The following is a 23,965-nucleotide window of genomic DNA, read 5'->3' on the forward strand; positions in this document are numbered from 1 at the left end:
ACCCCAACCCTCCCCCGTGAACGGGGGAGGGGGCAGATGACCAGGAGTTCCCATGAGCAATCCCCGCACGCAACAGGACTGGCAGGCCATGGCCGCCGGGCTGTCGATCCGCACGCAGGCCTTCATCGACGGCAGGTACGTCGACGCGGCGGCCGGCAAGACCTTCGACTGCATCAGTCCCATCGATGGTCGCGTGCTGGGCCAGGTGGCCGATGGCCAGGAAGAGGACATCAACCGCGCGGTCGCTGCGGCGCGCCGCAGCTTCGAGTCCGGCGCATGGTCGAGCGCGCGCCCGACGCACCGCAAGAAGGTGCTGCTGAAATTCACCCAGCTGATCGAGCGTTATGCGGATGAACTGGCGCTGCTGGAATCGCTGGACATGGGCAAGCCCGTCAGCGATGCGCGCAGCGTCGACCTGGCTGCGACCATCCGCTGCATGGGCTGGACGGCCGAAGCGCTGGACAAGGTCTATGGCGAAGTCGCCGCCACCGGGCCGGACGAACTGGGGTTGGTCACGCGCGAGCCGCTGGGCGTGGTCGGTGCGATCGTGCCGTGGAATTTTCCGCTGCTGATGGCGTCGTGGAAGCTGGCGCCTGCGCTGGCGATGGGCAACTCCATCGTACTGAAGCCGTCGGAGAAATCCCCGCTCACGGCGATCCGGCTGGCCGAGATCGCCATCGAGGCGGGCATTCCGGCTGGCGTGCTGAACGTGGTGCCTGGTTTCGGCAAGACCGCCGGCGAGCCGCTGGCGCTGCACATGGACGTGGACGGGCTGGTGTTCACCGGGTCGACCGCGGTCGGCAAGCGCCTGCTTCAATGCGCGGGCCTGTCGAACATGAAGCGTGCGTACATGGAATGCGGCGGCAAGAGTCCGAACATCGTGTTCGCCGACGCGCACGATCTGGACGTCGCCGCGAAAGCCGCGGCCGGCGGCATCTTCTACAACCAGGGTGAGGTCTGCACCGCCGCCTCGCGACTGCTGGTCGAACGTTCGATCAAGGACGAGTTCGTCGCCCGCGTGGTCGAGGCCGGCAAGGCGATGCGTCCGCGCCATCCGCTCGATCCCGGCGCGCCGATGGGCGCGATGGTCGACGAAGGGCAGACGCAGCGCGTGCTGGACTACATCGAGAAAGGCAAGGCCGAAGGCGCGCGGCTGGCGCTGGGCGGCCAGCGGGCCGACGTGGAAGCCGGTGGCTGCTACCTCGAGCCGACCGTGTTCGACGACGTGGCGCACGACCACACCATCAGCCGCGAGGAGATCTTCGGTCCGGTGCTGTCGGTGATCGGCTTCGACAGCGAGGAAGACGCCCTGCGCATGGCCAACGACAGCGACTACGGCCTGGCCGCCGGCGTGTGGACGCGCGACATCAGCCGCGCGCACCGCGTGGCGCGCAAGCTCCGCGCCGGCAGCGTGTGGGTGAACTATTGGGACGGCGGCGACATGACCGCACCGTTCGGCGGCTACAAGCAGTCCGGCAACGGGCGCGACAAGTCGCTGCACGCCTTCGACAAGTACACCGAGATCAAGGCGACCTGGATCAACCTGGGCAGCTGAGCCATTGCGCTCCCTTCTCCCCGCAAGCGGGGAGAAGGTGCCCAACGGGCGGATGAGGGGCGAGCGCTGACGCCTGTCGGGCGTGCAGGTATCGCATCTCCGTTCGCCCCTCACCCGCCTTCGGCACCCTCTCCCCGCACACGGGGAGAGGGGAGTCATCGAAGAAGTTCTTCTGCCAGAATCGCCCCGTCCCACTGACCGGCCCGTCCATGACCGCCACCGCCGTTGCTCCCGCGCCCGCCAATTCGCCCGGGCGCGTGCTGTTCGCCAGCCTGATCGGCACCACCATCGAGTTCTTCGATTTCTACATCTACGCAACGGCGGCGGTGCTGGTGTTCCCGCACCTGTTCTTCCCGCAGAGCGACCCCACCACGGCAACGCTGCAGTCGTTCGCCACCTTCGCGCTGGCCTTCATCGCGCGGCCGGTCGGGTCGGCGCTGTTCGGCCACTTCGGCGATCGTGTCGGCCGCAAGGCGACGCTGGTGGCCGCGTTGCTGACGATGGGGATTTCCACCGTGCTGATCGGCCTGCTGCCGACCTATGCGCAGGTCGGCATCCTGGCGCCGCTGCTGCTGGCGCTGTGCCGGCTGGGGCAGGGCATCGGCCTGGGGGGCGAGTGGGGTGGGGCCGTGCTGCTGGCGACCGAGAATGCGCCGCCCGGCAAGCGTGCGTGGTACGGCATGTTCCCGCAGCTCGGCGCGCCGATCGGCTTCCTGTGTTCCACCGGCATCTTCCTGCTGCTGACCGAGGTGATGACGGATGCGCAGTTCCTGGCCTGGGGCTGGCGCATTCCGTTCGTCGCCAGCGCGGTGCTGGTGTTCGTCGGCCTGTGGGTACGCCTGCGCATCACCGAGACGCCGGATTTCCAGAAGACGCTGGACAAGGATGAGCGGGTGAAGGTGCCGATGCTGACCACGGTGCGCGAGCATCCGTTCGCACTGCTGACCGGCACCTTCGCGCTGGTCGCGACCTTCGTGCTGTTCTACCTGATGACGGTATTCGCGCTGAGCTGGGGTACCTCGAAGCTCGGCTACACGCGCGAGCATTTCCTGCTGCTGCAGATGGTCGGCGTGCTGTTCTTCGCGCTGACCATCCCGGTGTCGGCGCTGTATGCCGACCGGTTCGGGCGACGCAACGCGATGATCGTCGCCACGCTGCTCATCATCGGCTTCGGATTCGCATTCGCCCCGTTGCTGGAGTCGGGCAGCGACCTTGGCGTGCTGGCTTTCCTGGCGCTCGGGCTGGGGGCGATGGGGCTGACTTATGGTCCGTGCGGCACCATCCTCGCGGAGATGTTCCCCACCGCCGTGCGCTACACGGGCGCGTCGCTGGCGTTCAACCTGGCCGGCATCCTGGGGGCCTCACCCGCGCCCTACATCGCGACGCGGCTGGGCGAGCGGTATGGTCTCGCATCCGTGGGCTGGTACCTGGCGGGCATGGCGGTGCTGACGTTGCTGGCCCTGCTGGTCATGCCGCGCCGCCGGTAATGCGCCCGCGCGCGATGAGGCATCACGCGGTCGTGCGCATGGCGCACGCTACGATCTCGCCCCGCCATGATCCCGTAGCGTGCGCTACGCGCACGACCGCGTGATTCGTCCCCAGGCGAACAGCGCACGCTACCCGAACAGGCGCTTCACGGTGCGGCTCAGCCAGCCGCCCTGCTGGTGTTCGCGGACGAACTGGTTGAGGTGGCGCTTCACCGTGTCGGCGTAGGCCTTGTCGTCGTTGCGGATATGGTTGAACAGCCAGCGCGACAGCATGCTGCGGAGGTCGTCGACGATGTCCTCGCCGGCCTCGAAGCGCATGCGGTACTCGGACACGCGTTTGGTGAACACTTCATGCACGCGGCGATGCGCGGCGCTGAACGGATAACCGGCCTCTTCCATCAACTCTTCCTCGAACGCGAAGTGGGAGAGGGTGTAGTCGACCAGCTCGTCGATCACTTCGCCCACCGCGAAGCGCTCCATCGATTTCTGGGTCACGTGCAGGTGGTTGATCATCTCCACGATGCGGCGGTGCTGGCCATCGATGATGTCGATGCCCGTGTCCATGTCGTCCTGCCAGATCAGCAGTGTCATCGCGCGTCCCCCTGCCGGCGGATGCCGGAATGCAGGGGAATCTAGGTGCGCGCAGGCGTCGCGGCATTGATCGGGATCAATGCCGCGACCTGCGGTCGCAGGGCGGGAGCTTTTGTAGGAGCGACGTGAGTCGCGACCGTAGATCCCATGAGGTCCATGGTCTTGGAGCTGGCTGGCGCAGTCATCGGTGTCGCGCCGGTCTTCGCTTATCGGGATCCGACGCGGGCGCTTTGGGCATGCGGTCGCGACTCACGTCGCTCCTACAGAAAGCGGCTAGCCGCTCGACACCACCCGGTTCCGCCCGCCTGCCTTGGCCAGGTAGAGCCTGCGGTCGGCTTCGCTGATCAGGTGGTTGAGCGTCTGGCCGGGGAAGCGGGTACGGAAGACGCCGATGCTGACGGTCATGCGCAGCAGGTGGCCGCCGATGTCGATGTCCAGCGCCTCGATCGTGGCGCGCAGCGATTCGAAGTACTCGACCGCCTCGCTTTCGCCCAGGTAGGGCACGAGGGCGCAGAATTCTTCGCCCCCGAACCGGGCGATGAGGTCCTGCGTACCGGCATGGCGCGCGATCGCCTGCGCGGCCGCCTTCAGGGCGACGTCGCCGGCCTCGTGGCCATAGGTGTCGTTGATGTGCTTGAAGTGGTCGATGTCGATGATCGCGGCGGTGACGGACTGCTGGCGGCCCAGCGTGTTCGGCAGCAACGCATGGCATTCGGCCAGAAAGTGGCGACGGTTCGGCAGACCGGTCAGGAAGTCGCGGGTGGCCAGGTCCTGCAGCGTGCCGATCAGTTCCAGCTGGTCGATGTTCTGCGAGACGCGACAGAAGAACTCCTCGCGCGAAAAGGGTTTATGCAGGAAATCGTTCGCACCGCTCTTCAGGAAGCGCGGCACCAGGCTGCCGTCGCTGGTGCCGGAGATGCCGATGATCGCCAGGTGGTCGCGGGCATGGCGCGCCCGCAGGCGGCGCGTGAATTCGTGGCCTTTCATGCCCGGCATTTCCTGGTCGACGATGGCCAGGCGGATGTCGGGATTCGCGTCCAGCATCGCCAGTCCGGCTTCGCCATCGGCCGCCTCCACCACGCGGAAGCCGTACATCGACAGCAGGGCGGCGGCATGCTGGCGTGCGGAACGGGAGTCGTCGACGATCAGGGCCGCGATGCGGCGGTTGCGCTCCAGCCGCTGCACCAGCCAGACCAGGTAATCGATGCTGCCGGGGGTGTTCTTCAGGACGTAGTCGACGACCTGGCGCCGCAACACCTGCTCGCGCAGGCCGTCGTCGTAGACACCGCTCACCACGACGGTCGGCAGCTGGCGCGACAGGAAGAATTCCACCACGTCGTCGTGGCTGCCGTCGGCGAGCACCAGGCTGGTGACCACCATGAACCAGTCGGCATGCTTTTCCAGCGTGGTGCGCGCCTCCGCCAGCGTGGATGCGTACACCACCGGCAGGCTCAGCTTCTGTTCGATGGCCTCGCCGATCAGCCGCGCATGCGTGCGCGAATTCTCCACCACCAGGATGCGCTGGGGCAGGGCGTGCTGGCCGGAGGCGGTGGACGTGACGCGTTGCGGTTGGGACATGCTCTAGAACGCCGCGGGAAGGTTCCTGTCACCGTTATCGGCGTCCGCGGAGAGGACTTGAGAGCGCCGTCACGAAACCGCCCTCGGCCGGGCCTACCACAGCGCGTCGCGCAGCTTGAACCAGGCCATCGCCGCGACCAGCATCGGCGTGCGCAGGGCGCGGCCGCCAGGGAACGGGCGGTGGTCGATCTTCGCGAACAGGTCCAGCCGCTCGGACTGCCCGCGGATCGCTTCCGCGATCAGGGTGCCCGCCAATCCGGAGGCGATCAGGCCATGTCCGGAAAAGCCCTGCGCGAAATAGAGCGTCGGCGACAGCCGGCCCCAGTGCGGCGCACGGTTGAGCGAGATATCGATCATCCCGCCCCACAGGTATTCGATGCCGACGTCGTGCAGCTGCGGGAACACGCGATGCATGCGCCGCGTCATCACGCCGCGCAGGTTGGGCGGGGTCATCGTCGAATAGCTGGCGCGGCCGCCGAACAGCAGCCGGTGGTCGCGGCCGAGGCGGAAGTAGTCCAGCGCCCAATTGGTGTCGGCCACCGCCATGTCGTTGCGGATCAGGTCGCGTGCGCGCGCTTCGCCCAGCGGCGGCGTGGCGGCGATGTAGGTGCCCACCGGCATCATCCGCGACTCCAGTTCCGGCGCGATCCCGCGCAGCAGCGCGTTGCCGGCCAGGATCGCGGTGTCGCAGACGACCTCGCCCTGTGCGGTCTTCAGCACCGGACGCGCGCCCCGCACGAGCTCCGTCACGCACGAGCCTTCGAAGATGCGCACGCCGGCATCCAGCGCGGCGCGACCCAGGCCCAGCGCATACGCCAGCGGGTGCAGGTGGCCGCTGACCGGGTCGTACATCGCGCCCAGGTAACGGTCGCTGGCGAGTTCGCTGCGCAGGCGCTCGCGGTTCCACCACTGCACGGGATGGCCATAGCGCGTATTGAAGTCCTCGACGGCGTCTTCCACCTCGCGTTGCTGGCGCGGCTTGATCGGCACGGTGGCATGGCCGTCGCGCCAGTCGCAGTCGATACCATGCCGGTCGATGCGGCCACGCAACCAGCGCAGGCCTTCCACCGACAGGTCGAACATCTTCTTCGCATCGTCGAAGCCGACCAGCGCCTCCAGCTTGGCCTCGCCGCAACCGAAGCCGGCGATGGCCTGGCCGCCATTGCGTCCCGACGCGCCCCAGCCGACGCGCTCGGCTTCCAGCACGACGACCCTGTAACCGGCTTCGGCCAGTTCCAGCGCCGCCGACAGGCCGGTGTAGCCGGCGCCGAGGATGCAGACGTCGGCGTCGATGCGGCCTTCCAGCGAAGGTTGCGCGGGTAGGGGCGTGGCGCTGGCGGCGTACCAGCTGTCGGGATAGGAAGAGATGGGAAGAGGATTCACGGTGTCTCCCCGCCGTCATCCCCGCGAAGGCGGGGACCCAGTGCCTTTGTCTTCGTGGTGCGGAAGTCGCTGGGTTCCCGCCTTCGCGGGATTGGCGGTATCCGGGAAGACATGCGCCGCATCACACGGACCGCAGGTACCACGCGTACTCTAGATCCGTCACCTCGGTATAGAAGCTGTGCATCTCCTTGAGCTTCTGCTGGCCGTAGATGTGCTGGAACGGGGTGCCGAACTGCTCGCGGATGAACTCGCTGACCATGAACGCGCCGATGGCCTCGCGCCAGAACGGCGTGCGGATGTCGGTCTGGTCGTAGGCGTTGCCGGTGACCGGCGGGCCGGGATCGAAGCCCTGTTCCATGCCGTGCAGCATGCCGGCCAGCACCGCGGCAGTGACCAGGTAGATGTTGGCGTCGGCACCGGCGATGCGGTGTTCGATGCGCGTGTTGGCTTCGTCGCTGTGCGGGATGCGCATGGCCACGGTGCGGTTGTTGTAGCCCCACACGTCGTTGAGCGGGACGAAGGCATTCAGTACGAAGCGGCGGTAGCTGTTGGCGTGCGGCGCGAACAGCAGCAGGGCATCCCGGTCGCTGCGCTGCAGGCCGCCGATGGCGTGCTTCAGTGCGTCCGCCGGCGCTGCCTGCGGCGAGGCGAAGATGTTGCGGCCCTCGGCATCCAGCACGCTGGCGTGGATATGCATGCCGCTGCCGGCCTGTTCGGCGAACGGCTTGGCCATGAAGCTGGCCATCAGTCCCTGCTGCTGCGCAACCGCCTTGATCGCGCGCTTCAGGTAGATGGCGTCATCGCAGGCGAGCAGCGCATCGTCGCGGTGCTTGAGGTTGATCTCGAACTGGCCCGGCGCGTATTCAGCCACGGCGGTGTCGGCCGGGATGCGTTGCGCGCGACACGCAGCGGCCACGCCGTCGGTGAAACCGCGATAGTCGTTCAGGTCTTCCATGTAGTAGACCTGCGTACTGGTGTTGCGCTGCCCGGTGACCGGATTGATGGACGTGCGCGGGCGGCCGGCATCGTCCATGCGCTGGTCGAACAGGTAGAACTCCAGTTCCACCGCCACCACCGGCTTCAGTCCGCGCGCCGCGTAGCGCGCCAGCACGCGCTTGAGCACTTCGCGCGGGTTGGCCTCGAACATGCCGCCCTGCGCGTCTTCCATGCTCAACAGCAGTTGTGCGGCCGGGCGCGGCGACCACGGCACCGGCCGCAGAGAACCCGGCACGGGCCGACAGATGCGGTCCTCGTCGCCGATGTCGTAGCCCAGGCCGGTTTCCTCCACCGTGTTGCCGGTGATGTCGGTGGCGATCAGCGACATCGGCAGGCACACACCGTCGCGGTAGACCTTCTCCAGGGCCTCGCGGGTCACGCGCTTGCCGCGCAGCAGGCCGTTCATGTCCGGCAGCAGCAGGTCGACCTGTTCGCAGTCGGGGATCGAGGCGAGCGTGGCGGCGTCGTCGGCAGGCAGGGAAAGCGCAGCGGAGTCGGGGCGCATGAGGGTCATCCAGGAGGCTGCGGCGCAGCTTAGCAGAGCAGCGGTCGCGTCAAGAATACTCAACGCGCGCATTTCCATGACGGGCTTAAATGCCCGGAATTGGTGCCGCGGCGCACCATATCGGCGCTGGAAACGTCGTCTGGCGGCTTCGTGTTGTAAAAATAAAACGGCCGGGTTAAGTTGCCGGCAAGCCACTTCGGGCTTCCTGCATGACCCCGCTGCCGCGGGTCGGTCTGCCGACCGACCACAAGCAAATCGGTGCGCATCCCTTCCTTGCCGTCGGCGAGAAGTACGTCCGCGCAGTGGTCGATGGGGCAGGTTGCCTGCCGCTGCTGGTGCCCACGCTGGATCCCGTCCTGCCATTGCGCCAGGTGCTCGACGGCCTGGACGGCCTGCTGCTGACCGGTGCGGTCAGCAATATCGAGCCGCATCACTACAGCGACGAGCCGAGTTACGAAGGCAACCTGCTGGACCCGCGCCGCGATGCCACCAGCCTGCCGCTGATCCCGCTCGCCATCGAGATGGGCGTGCCCGTGCTGGCCATCTGCCGCGGCTTCCAGGAAGTCAACGTGGCCTTCGGCGGCAGCCTGTACCAGAAGGTGCACGAGCAGCCCGGCTTCATGGATCACCGCGAGAACAAGGACGACCCGCTGGACGTGCAGTACGGACCGGCGCACGACGTCGCGCTGGTGCCGGGCGGGCTGCTCGCCACGCTGGTCGGCGATACGCGGGCCACGGTCAATTCGCTGCACGGCCAGGGCGTGCGCCGGCTGGGCGAAGGCCTGGTGGTGGAGGCGCAGGCGCCGGATGGCCTGATCGAAGCCTTCCGCCACGACGGCCCGGCCTTCATGCTGGCCGTGCAATGGCATCCGGAGTGGAAGGTGGCGGAAAACCCGTTCTACCTCGCCATCTTCCGCGCCTTCGGCGACGCCTGCCGCGCCCGTGCGGCACGGTGGGGAGTGGCGGCATGAAACGGCGGCATCCCCCGCCATGGGAGGGCGGGCACTGACGTGCCCGTTGCGCAGGCGCCCGGCGATCTTGCCGGCCTTTTCCTCCCAGGACTGTTTTCCCCATGAGCCAGAAACAAACACAACGGAAAAAGAAATCCGCTGCCGCCGAGTTGCCCGAGAGTTCGCTGAGGCGCTGGCTGAAGGAGCGCAGCATCACCGAGGTCGAATGCCTGGTGCCCGATATCACCGGCATCGCGCGCGGCAAGATCATCCCCGCCGACAAGTTCAGCCACGACTACGGCACGCGCCTGCCGGAAGGCATTTTCGCCACCACCGTCACCGGCGATTACCCGGACGATTACTACGACCTGACCTCGCCGTCGGACTCGGACATGTTCCTGCGGCCGGATCCCGACACGGTGCGCATGGTGCCGTGGGCGACCGATCCCACCGCGCAGGTGATCCACGACTGCCACACCAAGGACGGCAAGCCGCATGACCTGGCGCCGCGCAACGTGTTGCGTCGCGTGCTGGCGGCCTACGAAAAGGAAGGCCTGCGCCCGGTGGTGGCACCGGAGCTGGAATTCTTCCTGGTGCAGAAGAACACCGATCCGGACTTTCCACTGCTGCCGCCTGCCGGCCGTTCGGGTCGTCCGGAGACGGCGCGGCAGTCGTATTCCATCGATGCGGTCAACGAGTTCGATCCCATCCTCGACCTGATGTACGACTACTGCGACGCCATGGAACTGGACGTGGATACGTTGATCCACGAATCCGGCGCGGCGCAGTTGGAGGTCAACTTCACCCATGACGACGCGCTGTCGCGCGCCGACCAGGTGTTCCTGTTCAAGCGCACGATGCGCGAAGCGGCGATGCGCCATGGTGTGTACGCCACCTTCCTGGCCAAGCCGATGGAGAACGAACCCGGCAGCGCCATGCATATCCACCAGAGCCTGCTGGACATGAAGTCGGGCCGCAACGTGTTCACTGGCAAGAGCGAGGGCAAGGGCAGCAAGCTGTTCGGGCATTACCTGGCGGGCCTGCAGAAGTACGTGCCGATGGCGATGGCGTTCTTCGGCCCCAACGTCAATTCCTACCGCCGGCTGGCGCTGGGGCAGGTGGCGCCGATCAACGTGCAGTGGGGCTACGACAACCGCACCTGCGGCCTGCGCGTGCCGATGGACACGCCGGAGAACATGCGCGTGGAGAGCCGCTTCGCCGGTTCCGATGCCAATCCCTATCTCGCCATGGCCGCCACGCTGGCCTGCGGGCTGCTCGGCATCCGCGAACAGCTGAAGCCGACCGAGCCGCTGACCAGCAGCGCACAGGACATCGGCTTCGAACTGCCGCGCTCGCTGGGCGAGGCGCTGGACGAACTGGAAGGCAGCAAGCCGCTGCAGGAACTGATGGGCGCGCGCTTCGTGCGTGCGTACGTGTCGGTCAAGCGCAAGGAATACGAGACCTTCTTCCGCGTGATCAGCTCGTGGGAGCGGGAATTCCTGCTGTTGAACGTCTGAATGCTGTGCCCTTCTCCCCTCGGGAGAAGGTGGCGCGAAGCGCCGGATGAGGGTACGGCGACATCGGGATGGTTCATCGCCGATGGTGCCGCCGGACCCTCACCCCAACCCCTCTCCCGAAGGGAGAGGGCTCAATAATTGGAGCTCACATGACCCAACTCGACACCCGCACCCTGCAGAAGCTCGATGCCGAGCACCACCTGCATCCGTTCAACGACAACGCCGCGCTGGCGAAGAAGGGCACGCGCATCCTCACCAGGGGCGAGGGCTGCTACGTCTGGGATGCCGATGGTAACCAGTTGCTCGATGCCTTCGCGGGCCTGTGGTGCGTCAACGTCGGCTACGGACGCAAGGAGCTGGGCGAGGTGGCGTCGAAGCAGATGACGCAGCTGGCCTACTACAACAGCTTCTTCCAGTGCACGACCGAGCCGACCATCGCGCTGGCCGCCAAGCTGGCCGAACTGGCGCCGGGTGATCTCAACCACTCGTTCTTCGTCAATTCCGGCTCGGAAGCCAACGACACCATCCTGCGCATGGTCCGGCACTTCTGGGCGGTGCAGGACCAGCCGCGGAAGAACATCTTCATCGGCCGCCACGATGGCTACCACGGCACCACCATGGCCGGCGCCAGCCTCGGCGGCATGAAGGGCATGCACAAGCAGGGTGGGCTGCCGATCCCGGACATCCACCACATCGATCCGCCGTTCTGGTTCGCCGATGGTGGCGACCTGTCCGAGGACGAGTACGGCCTGGTCGCGGCGCGCCGGCTGGAGCAGAAGATCCTCGAACTCGGCCCGGAGCGCGTGGCCGCCTTCATCGGCGAACCCATCATGGGCGCGATCGGCGTCTACATCCCGCCGAAGACCTACTGGCCCGAAATCGAACGCATCTGCCGCCAGTACGACGTGCTGCTGGTGGCCGACGAAGTCATCTGCGGCTTCGGCCGCACCGGCGAATGGTTCGGCTCGCAGTACTTCGGCTTCCAGCCGGACATCATGCCGGTCGCCAAGGGCATCACCTCCGGCTACATCCCGCTGGGCGCGGCGATGTTCAACGACCGCGTGGCGAAGGTGCTGAAGGAACAAGGCGGCGAACTCGCGCATGGCGCCACGTACTCCGGCCACCCGGTGTGCGCGGCGGTGGCGCTGGAGAACATCCGCATCCTGCAGGACGAAAAGATCGTCGAGCGGGCCAAGACCGAAATCGCGCCGTATCTGGCGCAGCGCTGGGCCGAACTGGGCGAGCACCGCCTGGTCGGCCAGGCGCGCATCGCCGGCATGGTCGGCGCGCTGGAGCTGGTACCCGACAAGCGCAAGCGCGCGTTCTTCCCCGAGCGGGGTACGGTCGGTCCGCGTTGCCGCGACCACGCGCTGAAGCACGGGCTGATCCTGCGTGCGACCTGGGATGCGATGCTGCTGTCGCCTCCGCTGGTCATCACGCGGGCGCAGGTGGACGAGCTGTTCGAGAAGACGTGGAAGGCGCTCAACGACACGGCGGCCGATCTGGGGATGTAGCGTGCCGAACCGACCGTGCGCTGCGTCACAGCGTCGCAGCCCGGGCGTATGATGTTTCCATTCCCCCGATCCTGTTCATGGAGAACCCGATGAAGCTCAAGACCCTCACCGTCGTGCTGGCTGCCGCCGTGCTGGCCGGTTGCGGCGGCAAGGACGAGAAGGCTGCCGACGGCGCGTCGTCGAAGACACTCAACGTCTACAACTGGTCCGACTACATCGCCGAGGACACCATCCCGAACTTCGAGCAGCAGTCGGGCGTCAAGGTCACCTACGACGTGTTCGACAGCGACGAAATGGTCGAGACCAAGCTGTTGGCGGGCAGCAGCGGCTACGACGTGGTGGTGCCGTCGCTGAGCTTCCTCGGCCGGCAGATCCAGGCGGGCGTGTTCCTGCCGCTGGACAAGAGCAAGATCCCCAACCTGAAGAACGTCGACCCGAAGATGCTGGAGCGCATCGCGCTGCAGGACCCGGGCAACCAGTACGCCGTGCCCTACCTGTGGGGCACCAGCGGCATCGGCTACAACGTCGACAAGATCAAGGCCATCTTCGGCGACACCGCCGTGACCGGCAGCTGGGACGTGGTGTTCAAGCCCGAGAACGCGGCCAAGCTGAAGGACTGCGGCATCACCGTGCTGGACACGCCGTCGGAACTGATCCCGATCGCGCTGAACTACCTCGGCGAGGATCCGCACAGCTTCGATCCGGCGGTGATCGACAAGGCGGCCGCGCTGCTGAAGTCGATCCGTCCCTACATCCGCAACTTCCACTCGTCCTCGTACATCAACGACCTTGCCAACGGTGACGTCTGCCTGGTGGTGGGCTGGTCGGGCGACATCATCCAGGCGCGCGACCGCGCGGCCGAATCGGGCAATGGCGTCAACGTGGCGTATGCGATCCCGAAGGAAGGCGCGCCGCAGTGGTTCGACATGCTGGCCATCCCGAAGGACGCCAAGAATGTCGACAACGCGTATGCGTTCATCAACTACCTGCTGGACCCGAAGGTCGCGGCGGCGAACACCAACTACGTGACCTATCCGAATCCGGTGCCGGCATCGAAGCCGCTGGTCGACAAGAGCATCGCCGACGATCCGACGATCTACCCGCCGGCGGATGTGGACGCGAAACTGTTCACCTTCGCGGTGCTGCCGCCCGAAGTGGATCGCCAGTACACGCGCATCTGGACGGAACTGAAGACCGGACGCTGAAACAGGAAGGGCGCGTGCCATGACGGACGCGCCCTTCGTCATCGTGGCGTTTCCCGCGGCACGGGGAGCGGCGCAGGGAGGGGGAGAAGGGGAGCGGCACGGCAGGGACAGGCCACTGCATGACAGCACGCCCGCGGCGGCCGACGGCCGGTCCGGGACCACATCAAGGCGCCCTCGCGGGCCGAATGGAGAGAGATTGATGAAACTGCGCGTACTGGCAACCGCCCTGGCCCTGTGTACCACCCTCGCCGCATGCGGCGGCAAATCCGCCGGGGAAGGCGGCGCCGACACCGGCGGCGCCAAACAGGTCAACGTCTACAACTGGTCCGACTACATCGCGGAGGACACGATCCCGAACTTCGAGAAGCAGTCGGGCATCAAGGTCACCTACGACGTGTTCGACAGCAACGAGGTGCTGGAAACGAAGTTGCTGGCGGGCAGCAGCGGCTACGACGTGGTCGTGCCGACGATGAACTTCCTCGGCCGGCAGATCCAGGCGGGCGTGTTCCTGCCGCTGGACAAGTCCAAGATCCCCAACTACGCCAACCTCGACCCGGCCATCATGAAGCGGCTGGAGAACCAGGACCCGGGCAACCAGCACGCGATCCCCTACATGTGGGGCACCACCGGCATCGGCTACAACGTCGACAAGGTCAAGGCCGCGTTCGGCAACACCGATGTCGCCAACAGCCTGGACCTGGTGTTCAAGCCGGAGAACATCAGCAAGCTGAAGGACTGCGGCGTGACCTTCCTCGACACGCCGTCGGAGATCATCCCGATCGCGCTGAACTACCTGGGCGAAGACCCGAACAGCCGGGACCCGGCCGTCATCGACAAGGCGGCGGCACTGCTGAAGAAGATCCGCCCCTACATCACCAACTTCCATTCCTCGCAGTACATCGACGCGATGGCCAACGGCGACACCTGCCTGGTGCTCGGCTGGTCCGGCGACGTCATCCAGGCGCGCGACCGCGCGGCCGAGGCCAACAACGGCGTCAACATCGCGTACGCGATCCCGAAGGAAGGCGCGCCGCAGTGGTTCGACATGCTGGCCATCCCGAAGGACGCCAAGCACGTGGACGAGGCCTACGCCTTCATCAACTACCTGCTCGACCCACAGGTGATGGCGAACAACTCCAACTTCATCAGCTACCCGAACGCCATCCCGAAGGCCAAGGCGCTGATGGACAAGGCGATCACCGACGATCCGACGATCTACCCGAAGCCCGAGGTGGAGGCGAAGCTGTTCACCTTCGCGATCATCACGCCCGAGGTCGACCGCCAGTACACGCGCATCTGGACGGAACTGAAGACCGGCAAGTAATACGCGCCGCGGCCGGGGCGGGCGGTGCCCGTCCCGGTGTCCGGCGGTCCCACGCGACCTATCGATGGCCGGTGCGCATTCCGCACCGTTGACCAGGGGAATTCCATGGCGGCAGAACAGGGCAACGGCGGCAAGGACACGGGGCAGAACGGCAAGGCGAGCGCGCAGGAGTATCTGCGCATCGTCGACGTGCGCAAGGAATTCGACGGCTTCGTCGCGGTGGACGACACCAACCTGACCATCCGCAAGGGCGAGATCTTCGCGCTGCTGGGTGGTTCGGGCAGCGGCAAGTCCACGCTGCTGCGCTGCCTGGCCGGGTTCGAGACGCCCTCGTCCGGCAAGATCTACCTGGACGGACAGCTGCTCAACGAGTTGCCGCCGTACGAGCGGCCGCTCAACATGATGTTCCAGTCGTATGCGCTGTTCCCGCATATGACGGTGGAGCAGAACATCGCGTTCGGCCTGAAGCAGGACGGATTGTCCAAGGACGCGATCAAGACGCGCGTGGAAGAGATGCTCGCGCTGGTGCAACTGGGCAAGCTGGCCAAGCGCAAGCCGCACCAGTTGTCCGGCGGCCAGCAGCAGCGCGTCGCGCTGGCGCGGTCGCTGGCCAAGCGACCGAAACTGCTGCTGCTCGACGAGCCGATGGGCGCGCTGGACAAGAAGCTGCGTTCGCAGATGCAACTGGAACTGGTCAGCATCATCGAGAAGTCCGGCGTGACCTGCGTGATGGTCACCCACGACCAGGAAGAGGCCATGACCATGGCCACCCGCATCGCGCTGATGGACCAGGGCTGGATCCGCCAGGTCGGCACGCCCGACGAGATCTACGAGCAGCCGACCAGCCGCTTCACCGCCGAGTTCATCGGTTCGGTCAACCTGATCGAAGGCGTGGTGGAGGATGACGAAGCGGATTACGTGACCATCCGTTCGCCGCTGCTGCCGGATCCCATCTACATCGGCCACGGCATCTCCGGGTTCGAGGGGCAGGAAGTCGGCTTCGCGGTGCGGCCGGAGAAACTCGGCATCGGCAAGGACGAACCGCCCCAGCCGCACAACAAGGCGAAGGGCCTGATCGAGGATATCGCCTATTTCGGCAGCCATTCGGTCTACCACGTGCGCCTGCCGAGCGGGTACAAGTTCATGGCCAACTTCGCCAACGTGCAGCGCTGGGCCAGCGAGGGACTCACCTGGAACGACGAGGTCTGGGTGTGGTGGGGCGACAACGACGGCGTGGTGCTGACCGCATGAACATCCTCCGTTCCCTGCGCAAGCGCCTGCCGGGGCCACGTTGGGGCGTGATCTCGGTGCCCTACGTCTGGCTGCTGCTGTTCTTCGCCATTCCGTTCCTGATCGTGCTGAAGATCTCGTTCTCCCAGCTGGCGATCGCGATGCCGCCGTACACGCCGGTCCTCGAGTACATCGACGAGGCGCTGACGCTGAAGCTCAACCTCGGCAACTACGTGGCGCTGTTCACCGACTCGCAGTACGTCCAGGCCTACCTGAGTTCGATCAAGATCGCGGCCATCTCCACCCTGCTGGCGCTGCTGGTGGCGTATCCGATCGCCTATGTCATCGCGCGCTTGCCGCCTTCGACGCGCAACATCGCGATGATGCTGGTGGTGCTGCCGTCGTGGACCTCGTTCCTGATCCGCGTCTACGCCTGGATCGGCATCCTCAAGAACAACGGCCTGCTCAACAACCTGCTGATGAAGATCGGCATCATCGATGAGCCGCTGCAGATCCTGTACACGCCGCTGGCCGCGTACATCGGCATCGTCTACTGCTACCTGCCGTTCATGGTGCTGCCGCTGTACACCAACCTGGTGAAGCACGACCACCGGTTGCTGGAGGCGGCGTACGACCTCGGCGCCAAGCCGTGGAAGGCGTTCTTCACCATCACGCTGCCGTTGTCGAAGGCCGGCATCATCGCCGGCTGCATGCTGGTGATGATCCCGGCGGTGGGCGAGTTCGTCATTCCCGAACTGCTGGGCGGCCCGGACACGCTGATGATCGGACGCGTGCTGTGGGGCGAGTTCTTCAACAACCGCGACTGGCCGGCGGCCTCGGCGGTGGCCATCGTCATGCTGATCCTGCTGCTGATCCCGATCCTGATCTTCAACCGCGTGCAGCAGCGCGAGCTGGAAGGGAGGCTGACATGAGCCGCGTCGGACAACGCGCCGTCAACTGGACGGTGCTGGGGCTGGGCTTTGCCTTCCTGTACGTGCCGGTGCTGATCCTGATGGTGTACTCCTTCAACGAGTCGCGCCTGGCCACGGTGTGGTCCGGTTTCTCGCTGAAGTGGTACGGCGAACTGTTCCGCGACAAGCAGATGCTGCAGGCCGCGTGGATCAGCATCAAGGTCGCGTTCTGGACTGCCACGGCGGCCGTCGTGCTGGGCACGATGGCGGCGCTGGTGATGGCGCGGATGCGGCGGTTCCCGGGCAAGACGCTGTTCGGCGCGCTGATCACCGCGCCGCTGGTGATGCCGGAAGTGATCATCGGCCTGTCGATCCTGCTGATGTTCGTCTCGCTGCAGGGCATGACCGATGGCTACTTCGCGCCGAAGGGCATCGTCGCCATCTGGATCGCCCACGTGACGTTCACGCTGGCGTTCGTCACCGTCGTCGTGTCCTCCCGCCTGTCCGAACTGGACAAGTCGCTGGAGGAGGCGGCGATGGATCTTGGGGCGAACCGGATCAAGGTGTTCTTCCTGATCACGCTGCCGATCATCGCGCCGGCGCTGGTGTCGGGCTGGTTGCTCGCGTTCACGCTGTCGCTGGACGACGTGGTGATCGCCAGCTTCGTCGCCGGCCCCAACTCCACGACGCTGCCGATGAAGGTGTTCTCGTCCGTGCGCATGGGCCTGAGTCCGAAGATCAACGCCCTTGCCACATTGATGATCATGGTGGTGAGCGTGGCCGCGTTCCTCGGCTGGTGGCTGATGTACCGCGAGGAGAAGCGTCGCCAGCGCGACATGCAACTGGCGCTGCAGGAGAACGGCTAGCGCGTGACGGCGGGAATGGGGTCGTATCGGTCCCGCGTCCGAATCCGCATCCGGATCCGATTCGCCACGGCGCCGTAACGTCGCTGCATCCAGACTCCCTCCCATCCGCTGCGCACCACGACTGAAAAAGAAGCCATGACTGTCGAAACCGTCAACCCCGCGACCGGACAGGTCGAGTACCGCCACGAACTGATGACCGCCGCGCAGGTGGACGCCGTGCTGGCGGCATCGTCGAAGGCGTTCCCCGCATGGTCCGCGCTGCCGCTTGCCGACCGCGGCAAGGTGATGCGCGCGGTCGGCGCCGAGTTGCGCCGGCGCCGCGACGACCTGCAGCGCACCATGACCGCGGAGATGGGCAAGCTGCGCAGGGAGGCGCTGGCCGAAGTCGACAAGTGCGCGGGTGCCTGCGATTACTACGCCGACCATGCGGCCGACTACCTGCAGGACCAGCCGATCGCCACCGATGGCCAGCGCAGCTACGTGCGCTACGAGCCGATCGGCTGCGTGCTGGCGGTGATGCCGTGGAATTTCCCGATCTGGCAGGTGTTCCGCTTCCTCGCGCCGGCCTTCATGGCGGGCAATGTCGCAGTGCTCAAGCACGCGAGCAACGTGCCGCGCTGCGCCGACCTCATCGCCGAGGTGCTGGCGGCGGCGGGCCTGCCGGAAGGCGTGTTCGGCGTGCTGCACATCGACAACGACCAGGCCGCCGAGGTGATCCGCGATGCGCGCGTCGCCGCGGTGACCCTGACCGGCAGCGAGCGCGCGGGACGTTCCGTCGCGTCCAACGCCGGCAGCCAGTTGAAGAAGAGCGTGATGGAACTCGGCGGCAGCGATGCCTTCATCGTGCTCGACGATGCGGACCTGGAGAAGACTGTCGCCGGCGCCGTGGCGTCGCGCTTCGGCAATGCCGGTCAGACCTGCATCGCGGCCAAGCGCTTCATCGTGCAGGAGGGCATCGCCGACGAGTTCGTGAAGCGCTTCGTCGAGGCGGCGTCGAAGCTGCAACTCGGCGATCCACAGGACGATGCGACCACGCTGGCGCCGATGGCGCGCCAGGACCTGCGCGACGAACTGCACAAGCAGGTGCAGGCCAGCGTGTCGAAGGGCGCGCAGGTGCTGCTGGGCGGTTCGCCCGATGCCTCGCATGCCGGCTATCCGGCTTCGATCCTCGACGCGGTGGCGCCGGGCATGCCGGCCTACGACGAAGAGCTGTTCGGCCCCGTCGCCAGCATCCTGCGGGTGAAGGACGATGCCGATGCGGTGCGCGTGGCCAACGACACCACGTTCGGTCTGGGCGGCAGCGTGTGGACGCGCGATGCCGAACGCGGCGACCGCATCGCGCGCCAGTTGCAGGTTGGTGCCGCGTTCGTCAATGCGATCGTGCGCAGCGACGTGCGGCTGCCGTTCGGTGGTACCAAGCGCTCGGGCTTCGGTCGCGAACTGGCCGAGCACGGCATCCACGAATTCATGAACATCAAGTCGGTCTATATCGCCTGAGGTTCGTCGGCGTTGCGGGCATGTGGGAGCGACGTCAGTCGCGAGGTTGTGCCGGCATTGCGGTTTTGCGACTGACGTCGCTCGCACGCCGCATCATGATCCATGGATGGAACGGATGGTTACGTCCGCCGCCGTTCCTAAGTCGCCATGCCGGTGCCATCTTGTCGGCAATTGAACAGGAGGCGTCATGAGCACCCCGACCGACACCACGCCCGCCCGCGTGATCCGCACGATCCGCGGCCGACCCACGTCCGATGGCGCCGGCGTCAAGCTGACGCGCGTGATCGGCGGCCCCGACCTGCCCGACCTGGATCCGTTCCTGCTGCTGGACGAGTTCGGCACCGACAAGGCCGAGGACTACCTGGCCGGGTTCCCCGAGCATCCACATCGCGGCTTCGAGACCGTCACCTACATGCTCGACGGCCGCATGCGCCACCGCGACAACCATGGCAACGAAGGCCTGCTGACCCCGGGCGCGGTGCAGTGGATGACGGCTGGCCGCGGCCTGGTGCATTCGGAAATGCCCGAGCAGGAATCCGGCCGCATGCGCGGTTTCCAGTTGTGGGTGAACCTGCCGTCGCGCGACAAGATGACCGCGCCGAAGTACCAGGAATTCGCGCCGGAGAATATCCCGGTCGCGCATCCGGCGAAGGGCGTCGAGGTGAAGGTCATCGCCGGCACCGTCGGCGACACGCAGGGACCGATCTCGCAGCCGGCCACCGATCCGGTCTACCTCGATATCGCGCTGCAGCCGGGGCAGGCGTGGGATTACGCGCTGCCGGCGGGCCACAACGCGTTCGCCTATGTGTTCGAAGGTGCGGCGACGGTGGGCGAGGGCGAGGATGCACGCGCGCTCGATACGCACGAGATGGGCATGCTGGGCGGCGGCGAGATCCTGCAGCTGCGTGCGGGCAGCCAGCCTGCGCGCCTGATCCTGGTGGCGGGGCGTCCGCTGCGCGAGCCGGTGATGCGCCACGGTCCGTTCGTCATGAACACGCGGCAGGAACTGATGCAGGCCTTCGTCGACTTCCAGGAAGGCCGGTTCTGAAGCAGGTGCGGCGGGAGATCCTCCCGCCGTGGCGCGCGATCGTCAGTTGCCGGCGGACAGCTGCGCGCCGGCACTGCGCACGTCGAGTTGGCGTGCCAGCGAGATCAACGAACCGAGTTCCTCGGGCGACCCGGCATTGATCCACACCTGCGCGTAGCGGTCGTCGTCGTACTCGACCACGGCGATGCGCCGCGAGGCCATCGCCGGCAGCGTCTCCTGGCCACCCAGGTTGGGTCGGTACCAGTACATCTTTTCGCCGGAGAACGTGCTTTCCTCCTGACGCAGGCGCCGTTCCAGGCTGATCCTGGGGTCGCGTGCGGTCAGCATCACGTTGAGCACCTGCCGGCCATCGTCGGTGACCGCCTTGCAGGTGATGAAGCTCGTATCGACGCGCTGTTCCCAGCTCAGGCCGGCATTGGCCGGCAACGTCGGGCACGCCGGCGCGGTCTGCGCCCATGCGGCAGCGGAAAAAAGGCTGAGGCCAACGGCAATCACGGTCTTCATGTAGTCCCCTGGATCGAACGCCCGGGCATGGGCGGTGCCACGTCATCCGTGCACCGTGGCGAGCCACGCAGGCCCTGCATCATCCCCTTGCATTCCCCGGCGCCGGCTGCCGGTTTCCCCTGGCAGTCGACCCGACCTTAGCCCATGCTGCGGCGCAAAACAACGCGGCATGCATGCGAAGGGCGACCCCAGTCACACGCGGATCCGGCCCACGCCCGGCGTTGCCGGGCATGGGCCAGGCGGCTCAGCTGCGGTCGCGGCCCAGCCAGCCGTAGAGCATGCCGCCGATCAGTCCCCCGAGGATCGGCGCCAGCCAGAACAGCCACAGCTGCCCGACGGCGGCGGGACCGGCGAACAACGCCACGGCAGTGGAACGCGCGGGATTCACCGACGTGTTGGTGACCGGAATGCTGATCAGGTGGATCAGGGTCAGTGCCAGGCCGATGGCGATCGGCGCGAAGCCGGCCGGTGCGCGGCCATGGGTCGATCCCATGATGACGATCAGGAAGAACGCCGTGAGCACGACTTCGATCAGGAACGCCGCCGCGACGGTATAGCCACCCGGCGACATCGCGCCGTAACCGTTGCTGGCGAAGGCGCCTGCCGCGTTGGGATCGACCGCGAAGCCCGGCTGGCCGCTGGCGATCTGCCACAGGATGAAGGCGGCCGCGAGACCGCCGACGACCTGCGCCACCACGTACGGCACCAGGTCCTTCGCGGGGAACCGTCCACCGGCCCACAGGCCGACACTGACCGCAGGATTGAAGTGGGCCCCCGAAATGTGGCCGAACGCATAAGCGCCGGTCAGCACCGTCAGGCCGAAGGCCAGTGATACGCCCAGCAGGCCGATGCCCAGCGGATTGCCATCGCCGCCGAACTTGGCCGCCAGCACCGCACTGCCGCAACCACCCAGCACCAGCCAGAATGTCCCCAGGAACTCTGCCGCGAGCTTCTTCGGCATACTCATGCCAGACCCCTTGTTTGTGTGCGCCCCGTCACATGACGGTGCGCGCACGATAGCGGAAGCCGGGCGTGGCAGGTGTTTGCTTTGCGTTACGCGGAGTGCTTTCGAACACCCGTGAAGCAGGTGCCGTGTTTGCAGGCCATCGACGGCCGGTTCACCGTTCCGGCAATGGAATGAATTCGGTTTCGCCGGGCACGTGGCCGAAGCGGCCTTCCAGCCAGTCCTGCTTGGCCTGCTCGATGCGCTCCTTCGAACTGGAAACGAAGTTCCACCACAGGTGGCGGGGCGCATCGAGCGGCTCGCCGCCCATCAGCAGGCCCTTCACCGGCGTCTTGGCGCGCAGCACCGGCCGGCTGCCGCGGTCGAAGACCACCAGGTGCTTTTCCGGAATGTCGGCACCGTCCACCTGCGCTTCGCCTTCCAGCACGTAGAGCGCGCGTTCGACATGGCCGTTGTCGATCTCCAGCTCGGCATCCGGCTGCAGGTCGACGGCGACGTTGAACGTCCCGCTGAATACCTTCACCGGCGACTCCTGGCCGTAGGCGCGCCCGGCGATCACCCGCAGCCGCGCGCCGGCATGGTCGATCACGGGCAGCGTCGCCGCCGTGTGGTGGTGGAACTCCGGTTCGACTTCTTCGGCCGACCTGGGCAGCGCCACCCAGGTCTGCATCCCGTGCACTTCGTGTCCGCTGGCGCGCGCGTCGCCGGGCGTGCGCTCGGAGTGCGCGATGCCGCGGCCGGCGGTCATCCAGTTGACGTCGCCAGGCGTGATCACCTGCTCCGACCCCAGCGTGTCCCGGTGATGGATCGCGCCGGCCCAGAGGAAGGTCACCGTGGCCAGGCCGATGTGCGGATGCGGGCGCACGTCGATGCCGCGACCGGGTTCGAACACCGCCGGTCCCATGTGGTCGACGAACACGAACGGCCCCACGCTGCGGGCCTGCAGGCTGGGCACGGCGCGGCGCACGTTGAAACCGCCGCCGAGGTCGTGCACGCGGGGCGCGATGATCGTGGTCATGGGCAGGTCCTCCTGGAGAAAGAGGAAGCATCGCACGCTGTCGCATGCCGGTCGTGCCATGCCAGGGAAACGGTCCGTTGCGCTCCGTCAGGCGCGCCGCGAGGCCAGCCGGTCGGCCAGTCGTGTCGGTTCGGGCAGCCGGTAGCCGCGCAGCGTGCGTTGCACCCAGGCCAGCGCGGTATCCATCGAGATGCGGTGCCCGGGCGACACCACCAGCGGATTGCACCGCAGCTTGCTGCGCAGCACCCAGCCGATCTGTTCGCCGCGGTGGACCAGGGGCGCGTGCTCGCCGGCGGGTGCGCCCAGCGGTACGTGCCGGCCGCAGAGCACGTGCTTGGCGACGCCGATGCTCGGCACGCCCGTCACCACGCCGAAGTGCGCGGCGATGCCGAGGCGGCGCGGGTGCGCGATGCCCTGGCCGTCGATGAAGGCGAGGTCCGGCACCTGCGGCAGGCGTTCGAGCGCGGCGACCAGGGCCGGCAGTTCGCGGAAGCTGAGCAGGCCGGGCACGTAGGGCATCGACGTCGGCATCCGCACCAGTTCCGATGCGATGGGCTGCAAGGTGTCGGCCGCCAGCAGGACGGCAGCGGCGCGCGTCGTGGCGCCCTCGTCCTCGAATCCGACATCGAAGCCCGCCAGCCAGCGCGGCGCTTCCGGCAGGTCATCGCGCAGCACGACCCCGGATGCCAGTTGCTCCTGCAATCGGCGCGCGTCGGCGATGCTGCCGTCCCAGTCGCCGAAGACTGCGCTCATGGCGTCGATGGCGCACCGTAGCGCTGCACCTCCAGCGTCGCGCGGCCATCGCCATCGATGCGGACCAGCGACAGCCGGTCGTATTCGCGGTCGTCCATCGGTGCCGTCGTGCACTCGCACAGCGCGGCGACCAGGTCGGGCACGGTGTTGCTGTGGCCGACGACCAGCACGGTGCCGTGGCGGTGCGCCTGTCGCCAGCGCGCCGCGACTTCATCGGCCGGTCCGCGTGCGTAATAGGGTTCGACCGGCAACCGGTGCGCGTTGGCGGTGGGCTGGGCGGTCTGCTGCGTGCGGCGGAACTCGGTGGCGTACGCGGCCACCAGCGGCGCATCGTGCAGGCGCGCCGCCAGGGCGTCGGCGCGTGCCTGCCCGGCAGCGGAGAGGCTCGGGTTCTCCGGATCGTCGGTCGCCTTTTCGGCATGGCGCACGACAACGAAGGTCAGCGGTGCCGTAGCGGCATCGCGCGCGGGCATCGTGCTGCAGGCGCTCGCCAGCGAGGCGAGCAGCACGGCAAGCACGCGGGGCAGGGGCATCGGGGACATGGCGGTCACGGTGAAGGGAAGAAAGGG

At 66.9% G+C, this 23,965-nt stretch carries 21 protein-coding genes; 12 read left to right on the forward strand and 9 right to left on the reverse strand.

Going from position 1 to position 23,965, the window contains the following annotated elements:
* Positions 1 to 52 precede the first annotated feature (52 nt).
* Both V7060_RS03300 and V7060_RS03305 read left to right on the forward strand, forming a co-directional pair.
* The gene (locus V7060_RS03300; protein ID WP_334177831.1) at positions 53 to 1,555 is read left to right on the forward strand and encodes an aldehyde dehydrogenase; all 1,503 of its coding nucleotides are present in this window, start codon (positions 53 to 55) and stop codon (positions 1,553 to 1,555) included.
* 209 nt (positions 1,556 to 1,764) lie between these two features.
* On the forward strand, positions 1,765 to 3,042 hold the full coding sequence (locus tag V7060_RS03305; RefSeq protein WP_334177832.1) for an MFS transporter: 1,278 nt from the start codon (positions 1,765 to 1,767) through the stop codon (positions 3,040 to 3,042).
* A 129-nt stretch (positions 3,043 to 3,171) separates the two neighbouring features.
* Here the strand turns inward: V7060_RS03305 and V7060_RS03310 are convergent, their stop codons facing one another.
* The 4 genes from V7060_RS03310 to V7060_RS03325 all read right to left on the reverse strand — a co-directional run bounded on the left by V7060_RS03310 (position 3,172) and on the right by V7060_RS03325 (position 8,095).
* Entirely contained in the window at positions 3,172 to 3,633 is a 462-nt protein-coding gene (locus tag V7060_RS03310; protein ID WP_334177833.1) for a bacteriohemerythrin, read from the reverse strand.
* A 273-nt stretch (positions 3,634 to 3,906) separates the two neighbouring features.
* On the reverse strand, positions 3,907 to 5,211 hold the full coding sequence (locus V7060_RS03315; RefSeq protein ID WP_334177834.1) for a diguanylate cyclase: 1,305 nt from the start codon (positions 5,209 to 5,211) through the stop codon (positions 3,907 to 3,909).
* 93 nt (positions 5,212 to 5,304) lie between these two features.
* Entirely contained in the window at positions 5,305 to 6,594 is a 1,290-nt protein-coding gene (locus tag V7060_RS03320) for an FAD-binding oxidoreductase (protein ID WP_334177835.1), read from the reverse strand.
* A gap of 121 nt (positions 6,595 to 6,715) precedes the next feature.
* Positions 6,716 to 8,095, reverse strand: coding sequence for a glutamine synthetase family protein (locus V7060_RS03325; protein ID WP_334177836.1), 1,380 nt, complete (start codon positions 8,093 to 8,095; stop codon positions 6,716 to 6,718).
* A gap of 209 nt (positions 8,096 to 8,304) precedes the next feature.
* Here V7060_RS03325 and V7060_RS03330 point away from each other — a divergent pair, with 209 nt between their 5' ends.
* The 10 genes from V7060_RS03330 (at position 8,305) to V7060_RS03375 (ending at position 20,157) form a co-directional block, all read left to right on the forward strand.
* Positions 8,305 to 9,066, forward strand: a complete 762-nt coding sequence (locus V7060_RS03330; protein WP_334177837.1) for a gamma-glutamyl-gamma-aminobutyrate hydrolase family protein — start codon at positions 8,305 to 8,307, stop codon at positions 9,064 to 9,066.
* A 101-nt stretch (positions 9,067 to 9,167) separates the two neighbouring features.
* A complete protein-coding gene (locus tag V7060_RS03335) occupies positions 9,168 to 10,562 on the forward strand; it encodes a glutamine synthetase family protein (protein WP_334177838.1) in 1,395 nt (464 codons plus the stop codon).
* Positions 10,563 to 10,711: 149 nt separating this feature from the next.
* Positions 10,712 to 12,076: an aspartate aminotransferase family protein gene (locus V7060_RS03340; protein WP_334177839.1), complete on the forward strand. Its 1,365-nt coding sequence runs from the start codon at positions 10,712 to 10,714 to the stop codon at positions 12,074 to 12,076.
* Positions 12,077 to 12,165: 89 nt separating this feature from the next.
* On the forward strand, positions 12,166 to 13,281 hold the full coding sequence (locus tag V7060_RS03345) for a polyamine ABC transporter substrate-binding protein (protein WP_334177840.1): 1,116 nt from the start codon (positions 12,166 to 12,168) through the stop codon (positions 13,279 to 13,281).
* A gap of 199 nt (positions 13,282 to 13,480) precedes the next feature.
* Positions 13,481 to 14,605 (forward strand): polyamine ABC transporter substrate-binding protein, encoded by a 1,125-nt coding sequence (locus tag V7060_RS03350; protein WP_334177841.1) that lies wholly within the window; start codon positions 13,481 to 13,483, stop codon positions 14,603 to 14,605.
* A gap of 105 nt (positions 14,606 to 14,710) precedes the next feature.
* Positions 14,711 to 15,856 (forward strand): polyamine ABC transporter ATP-binding protein, encoded by a 1,146-nt coding sequence (potA, locus tag V7060_RS03355; protein WP_334177842.1) that lies wholly within the window; start codon positions 14,711 to 14,713, stop codon positions 15,854 to 15,856.
* Positions 15,853 to 16,767, forward strand: coding sequence for an ABC transporter permease subunit (locus V7060_RS03360; RefSeq protein WP_334177843.1), 915 nt, complete (start codon positions 15,853 to 15,855; stop codon positions 16,765 to 16,767). Before potA ends, V7060_RS03360 begins: the two co-directional genes overlap by 4 nt.
* Positions 16,764 to 17,612, forward strand: coding sequence for an ABC transporter permease subunit (locus tag V7060_RS03365; RefSeq protein WP_334177844.1), 849 nt, complete (start codon positions 16,764 to 16,766; stop codon positions 17,610 to 17,612). The genes V7060_RS03360 and V7060_RS03365 overlap by 4 nt, the downstream gene beginning before the upstream one ends.
* A 135-nt stretch (positions 17,613 to 17,747) precedes the next feature.
* A complete protein-coding gene (locus V7060_RS03370; protein WP_334177845.1) occupies positions 17,748 to 19,109 on the forward strand; it encodes an NAD-dependent succinate-semialdehyde dehydrogenase in 1,362 nt (453 codons plus the stop codon).
* 187 nt (positions 19,110 to 19,296) lie between these two features.
* Positions 19,297 to 20,157 carry a pirin family protein gene (locus tag V7060_RS03375; RefSeq protein WP_334177846.1) on the forward strand — a complete coding sequence of 287 codons (861 nt, stop codon included), beginning with the start codon at positions 19,297 to 19,299 and terminating at the stop codon, positions 20,155 to 20,157.
* 42 nt (positions 20,158 to 20,199) lie between these two features.
* Here the strand turns inward: V7060_RS03375 and V7060_RS03380 are convergent, their stop codons facing one another.
* The 5 genes from V7060_RS03380 to V7060_RS03400 all read right to left on the reverse strand — a co-directional run bounded on the left by V7060_RS03380 (position 20,200) and on the right by V7060_RS03400 (position 23,938).
* On the reverse strand, positions 20,200 to 20,661 hold the full coding sequence (locus V7060_RS03380) for a hypothetical protein (RefSeq protein ID WP_334177847.1): 462 nt from the start codon (positions 20,659 to 20,661) through the stop codon (positions 20,200 to 20,202).
* Between the two features lie 244 nt (positions 20,662 to 20,905).
* Entirely contained in the window at positions 20,906 to 21,628 is a 723-nt protein-coding gene (aqpZ, locus tag V7060_RS03385; RefSeq protein ID WP_334177848.1) for an aquaporin Z, read from the reverse strand.
* 151 nt (positions 21,629 to 21,779) lie between these two features.
* On the reverse strand, positions 21,780 to 22,643 hold the full coding sequence (locus V7060_RS03390) for a pirin family protein (RefSeq protein ID WP_334177849.1): 864 nt from the start codon (positions 22,641 to 22,643) through the stop codon (positions 21,780 to 21,782).
* Positions 22,644 to 22,730: 87 nt separating this feature from the next.
* A complete protein-coding gene (gene nfi, locus V7060_RS03395) occupies positions 22,731 to 23,396 on the reverse strand; it encodes a deoxyribonuclease V (protein ID WP_334177850.1) in 666 nt (221 codons plus the stop codon).
* On the reverse strand, positions 23,393 to 23,938 hold the full coding sequence (locus V7060_RS03400; RefSeq protein ID WP_334177851.1) for a phosphoglycerate mutase family protein: 546 nt from the start codon (positions 23,936 to 23,938) through the stop codon (positions 23,393 to 23,395). Before V7060_RS03400 ends, nfi begins: the two co-directional genes overlap by 4 nt.
* Between the last annotated feature and the right edge of the window lie 27 nt (positions 23,939 to 23,965).

The organism is Pseudoxanthomonas sp. (genome assembly GCF_036845285.1).
In the GTDB taxonomy this organism is placed as follows: Bacteria; Pseudomonadota; Gammaproteobacteria; order Xanthomonadales; family Xanthomonadaceae; genus Pseudoxanthomonas_A.